Here is a 5,231-nt window from a genome sequence, read left to right as displayed (position 1 = left end):
GATAAGGATTCCTGCCCGAACCGATCATCGGCACGGGAAGGTTCCAGTCGATCAGCTTGAACAGTTTTTCCAGAATGCCGAGCCGGCCGGGACCGATGATCAGGCGCGGGCGAAACAGCGAGATCGACATGCCGCGCTTGCGCCATTCGGCGGCGAGCTCCTCTGTCTTCTGCTTCGACCAGCCATATTCGCCCAGCGGCGCCACCGGGTGCTCCTCGGTCATCGGCTGCGTGACCGTGTGGCCGTAGATCATGTCGGTCGTGTAGTGGACGAGTTTTGACGCACCGGCTCCGTCCATGGCCTGCATGATGTGCTCGGTGCCATGGAAATTCACAGGGAAGAAGAAATCGTGCCGCTTGGCGCGCACCTGGATCGGCGATAGCATCTTGGCCGACAAATTGTAGACCATGTCGTCGGCCCTGAGCCCAACCGCGGTGACCGAGGTCGGGTCGGTGACGTCGCATTGGATAAAGCGGACGGTGCGGTAGTGCGGCAGGTCGCTCTTGACGATGTCGGCGACGACAACCTCTTCACCATCGGCCACAAGTTTCGGGGCAAGATGGCGGCCGACGAAACCGTCGCCGCCGAAAATCACATGTCTCATCGAACGATCTCGTTTGCTTGGATCTTGTCGGGCGTGATGGAAGCGGTCTGGTCCTCATGCCCTTGCTCACCCAAATCCCGCCCACTTTGCGCGATCAGCACCGTGCCGACGCAGATGAAGGCGATACCGGCGATCCGCCAGCCATTGAGGTCCTCGCGGAAGACGAAATAAGCGAAGATGGCGACGGCAACATAGGCGAGGCTGAGGAACGGGTAGGCGAAGGAGAGCTCGACCTTGGACAGCACATAGAGATGCGAGGCCATCGAGATGACGAAGGTACACAGGCCAAGGAACACCCAGGGGCTGAAGACGATCTGCAGCAGCTTGACGAGCGGATTGACGCCCTCGAACGAGATCGGTCCGAGCGACATCATGCCTTGCTTCAGCATCAGCTGCGCGGCGGCATTGGTCATGACGGTAAAGAGAATGAAGACGATGTATTTCATGTGTTCCAAGCCACCCCTTCGCGCTTCCTATTACAAACCCGCAAACATTTGGTGAAGTCCCAACAATATTTTGAGTAAATCTCGTTATTAATCATCAATTAACCAAGAATTATTCGAATTTTATCTATTCGGCTGCTTCGACCGCGCCTCGTCGCGCATCCAGTCTCTTCGCGGTGCGCGCCCAGGAATCAGACATGAAGGCGTGGTCGCGGAGCCCTTCCAGCCGCTGCCATTCGGGAAAGGACGAAGCGAAGATTTCGGCCCCCATGCGGGCGTCCTTGTACGGATTGACCGCGCCGCCGGCCTCGACCGTGATGCGGTCGAGTTCCCGCAGCAGTGTCAGCGTCGTGGCGCCCCTGTTGGGGAAATCCAGTGTCAGCGTGTAGCCGGGACGCGGAAACGACAGCAGCGCCGGCGAGCGGATGGAGCCGAAGCGTTTCAGCACCGTGAGGAACGAGCCCTGCCCGGCTTGCCTTGCAGCCGCCAGCAATGCCGGCACGGCCTCGCGCGCCGTCTCTTCCGGCACCACGCTCTGGTGCTGGAAGAGCCCTTTCGGCCCATAAAGCCGGTTCCAGTCGCGCACGCCGTCAAGTGGAAAGAAGAAGCCCTGATATCCGGCCTGGCGCGGCACCGTTGCTCGGCTCTTCCTCCACCTGTAGGCAGCGTTGAAGGCGGTCAGGAACGGCCGGTTGAGCACATTGAACGGCGGCTGCACCGGTACCGAGAAATTGCCGCCGACGCGCGAGGCGGCATGCGAGCCGTGCTCGGCGTGATTGCCCGACAGCAGCAGGCCACGACCGCTGTTGCGGCCGCCGGCCAACTGATCGATCCAGGCGACCGCATATTCGTTGGCCTGATCGGCCGCCTCGGCCAGGTCGAAGAATTCGCAGAGATCACGAAACGGCGTCGCCTTTTCGACGATGTCGAGGGAATGCACCCGCATCAGCCGGATCGAGGCCGACAGGATGAGGCCGGTCAGCCCCATGCCGCCGATCGTCGCCGCAAACAGCCGCGTATTGTCTGTCGCCGAGCAGCGGTGGGTCTTGCCGTCGGACCTGAGCAGCGTGAAGCTCTCGACATGGCAGCCGAAGGTGCCGCGCCGGTGATGGTTCTTGCCATGCACGTCATTGGCGATGGCCCCGCCGAGCGTGACGAATTGCGTGCCTGGCACAACGGCGGGGAAGAAGCCGTAGGGGGCGGCGTGGGCGATGATGTCGGACAACAGCACGCCGGCCTCCGCCTCGAGAACACCGGTTTCGGCGTTGAAGGCGTGGATCCGGTTCAGCGATCGCATATCGACGACCGCTCCGGCCCCGTTCTGGCAGGAATCGCCGTAGGAGCGGCCATTGCCATAGGCAAGCAGCGACGCCGGCTTGGCCTGACCGCCCTTCAGCAGCGCGATCGCCTCGTCGGCACCGATGGCGCGCGGCGCCGGCGGCGTGGCAAGGCCAAAGCTTGGGAAACGTCCGGCGGCCATGCCTACCAGCCCCCGATGACCAGCATCACCGCACCGATCAGCACCACGATCTGGCTGCGCCAGTCGCGGATGATGAAGACGACCGGATCGTCATGCATCTCGTTGCGGCGCGCCAGGATCCAGACGCGCATGGTAAGATAAAGCACGATCGGCGCCAGCGGCCAGATCAGCCATGGATGCGGATAGAGTTCCCGCACCGCGACACTGTCCATGTAGAGCGCCAGCACCAGCGCCGAGGAGAAGGCCGAGGCCATGCCGGCCTGGGCGACGATCTCCTGGTCTTCGGTGCGATAGCCGCGACCGGCAATGCGCTCGCCGGGCGGAATGGCGGTGGTGCGCAGTTCGACGAAGCGCTTCACCAGCGCCAGCGACAGGAAGAAGAAGATGGAGAAGGCCAGCAGCCAGAACGAGACGTCGACGCCGGTCGCCGCCGCACCGGCCAGGACGCGGATCGTGTAGAGGCCGGCGAGCGTCAGCACATCGACCAGCAGCATGCGCTTGAACGACAGCGAATAGGCGGTGGTGACGACCATGTAGCCGCCGAGCACAGCCATGAATTCGGGCGACAGGAACAGCCCGGTGCCGATGCCGATCGCCAGAAGCACCGCGATCGCCCCAAGTCCGAACGGGATCGACAGCGCGCCGCTGGCGAACGGCCTGTTGCGCTTGGTGAGGTGTTTGCGGTCGAGCGCGAGGTCGAAGAAATCATTGAGGATGTAGATGGCCGATGCCACCGCGCTGAACGAGACGAATGCCAGCAGGCATTCCCAGATCATGTCGGTGTTGAAATATTCATGCGAGAGCACCATCGGCACTGCGATCAGCGAATTCTTCAGCCACTGATGCACGCGCAGCATCTTGACGATGGTCCGCAAAGTGGGCTTCGGCGCCGACACCGTCTCGGCGCCATGTGCCGCCTGCCAGCGCGCGGCATGGCGGTCGGGCGCGACGACGATCGCGTTGCGTGCGGCATCGAAGACCTGGAGGTCATGGCGGCTGTTGCCGGCGTAGTCGAAACCGCCATCGCCATAGGCTGCGATCAGCGAGGCGCGCTTCCTGCCCGAGGTGAGATTGGCGAGACCATCGGTGGCCAGCACCTGGTCGAAAATGCCGAGATGGGCCGCGATGGCGTCGGCGAACTTGCGCGGCGTACCGGTCGCCAGCACGATCTTGCGGCCCTCGGCGTGCTCGGTCCGGAGGCGGCAAAGCAGCACCTCGCGATAGGGCAGCGATGCCGGATCGATGTCGATGCGCTGCGCGATCGCCTGCTTCAGCCGCGCCGGCCCGCCGGCGATCCAGAACGGTACGAGGAAGATATAGAGCGGGTTCTTCTTGAGAAGGATGAACAGCCCTTCCCACAACAGGTCGGTTGCGATCAGCGTGCCGTCGAGATCGACCGCAAGCGGTATTGCGTTCCTGTCCGATCGCGCATCCATGTCCGTCCTGCCCTGCCCGCGTAGAGTTGCGCGCCGCTTTTCGGCGTCTTGAGGCTGGTATAGCGGGCGATGGCGTAGCGAACGTTAAAACGCACGGTTGCAGACGGCTGCCATGGCGGTATTTCCGGTGTCATTGTTAAACAACCGCTACCGGAAACGATAAAAGGCCGGGCAAATGCCCGGCCTCTACAATCGTGACGCCAAGATTACTTGATGCGGGCGACACCGCCCGAGATCTCGACCGTTTCCGAACCGGTCAGGGCTTCGAGATCGCCATTGGGCAAGGTGACGAAGCAGCCGTTCGGGCAGAACTCAACCGTTTCGCCACCGGCCAGCGCAAGGTCGGTCTTGCTGCCGCCCTCCGTTACGACCAGCGTGCGGGTCTCGGCGTCCTTGTTGACCGCGCTCGCGGCATGGACCGAGCCGATGGCGGCGACCAGGGCGACTGCAGCGACGAGAGACTTCCACATGGTGCAATATCGGTGTTCCCACCGCCTCTGTTGCATTTGGCAAGGCATTTTCGCCTTTGCATGGAGCTTATATGAGATGGAAGCTGAACCGCAACTGAATGCCCCATTCATGCCGCAATCGATTCCGGGCAGGATTGAGGTCGACGGAGTCCGAGCCTAGTCCGGGTCCGGCTTCTTGGTTTTGCGAGACTTGACCAGTCGCTTCTTCTCCGCCTCGGCTTCGGCCCTTATCTGCTCCTGTTCGGCGAAGTCGGCCTCGATCTTGTCGTCGTCCGTCGGCCAGGCCTTGGGCTTGTGGGCCTCGACCACGGCGCGCGGCGTCGAGGGGATCTCGATGTGTTCGCTGCTGAATTTTTCGAGGACGGCAAAACGGATGTCGTTCTGCGCGATGTTGCCGTTCATCACGTCGGCCAGGAACACGCGGATTTCGAATTCCAGGGCGGCGGGGCCGAAATTGGAAAACAGCACGAAGGGTTCGGGGTTCTTCAGCACCATCGGGTGGCTGCGGGCGATCTCCAGCAGGACGGCATGAACCTGCTTGACGTCGCTGCCATAGGCGACGCCGACCTTGATGTCGACGCGGCCGAGCTTGTTGCGGTGCGTCCAGTTGCCGACGGCGTTGTTGATCAGGTTCGAATTGGGCAGGATCACCGATTGCCGCTGGAAGGTTTCGATCTCGGTGGCGCGCACGCTGATCTTCTTGACCGTGCCGCTGACGTCGCCGGCAACGATCCAGTCGCCCACCTTGAACGGCCGCTCGGCCAGAAGGATCAGGCCGGAAACGAAATTGGACACCAC

Annotated in this window: 6 protein-coding genes; all 6 read right to left on the bottom strand. The window is 62.4% G+C overall.

Features of this window, described 5'->3' with window-relative positions:
* The coding region (locus EN884_RS24945) for an NAD(P)-dependent oxidoreductase (protein ID WP_164895137.1) at nucleotides 1-604 on the bottom strand (604 nt) is incomplete at its 3' end.
* Complete coding sequence (locus EN884_RS24940; protein ID WP_063168218.1) at nucleotides 601-1,050, bottom strand: EamA family transporter; 450 nt, start codon at nucleotides 1,048-1,050, stop codon at nucleotides 601-603. The genes EN884_RS24945 and EN884_RS24940, both read right to left, overlap by 4 nt.
* 124 nt (nucleotides 1,051-1,174) lie before the next feature.
* Entirely contained in the window at nucleotides 1,175-2,527 is a 1,353-nt protein-coding gene (locus EN884_RS24935) for an FAD-binding oxidoreductase (protein WP_063168219.1), read from the bottom strand.
* A 2-nt stretch (nucleotides 2,528-2,529) separates the two neighbouring features.
* Complete coding sequence (locus EN884_RS24930; RefSeq protein WP_063168220.1) at nucleotides 2,530-3,963, bottom strand: UbiA family prenyltransferase; 1,434 nt, start codon at nucleotides 3,961-3,963, stop codon at nucleotides 2,530-2,532.
* Nucleotides 3,964-4,169: 206 nt separating this feature from the next.
* The gene (locus tag EN884_RS24925) at nucleotides 4,170-4,433 is read right to left on the bottom strand and encodes a hypothetical protein (protein WP_023812335.1); all 264 of its coding nucleotides are present in this window, start codon (nucleotides 4,431-4,433) and stop codon (nucleotides 4,170-4,172) included.
* 156 nt (nucleotides 4,434-4,589) lie between these two features.
* Nucleotides 4,590-5,231: mechanosensitive ion channel domain-containing protein (locus tag EN884_RS24920; protein WP_128301038.1), on the bottom strand; the 642-nt coding region annotated here is incomplete at its 5' end.

This window comes from Mesorhizobium sp. M7A.F.Ca.AU.001.01.1.1, assembly GCF_004022735.1.
GTDB classification, from domain to species: Bacteria; Pseudomonadota; Alphaproteobacteria; order Rhizobiales; family Rhizobiaceae; genus Mesorhizobium; species Mesorhizobium ciceri.
Note: the sequence above shows the minus strand (reverse complement) of the source record. Positions and strands in the feature narration are given on the sequence as shown.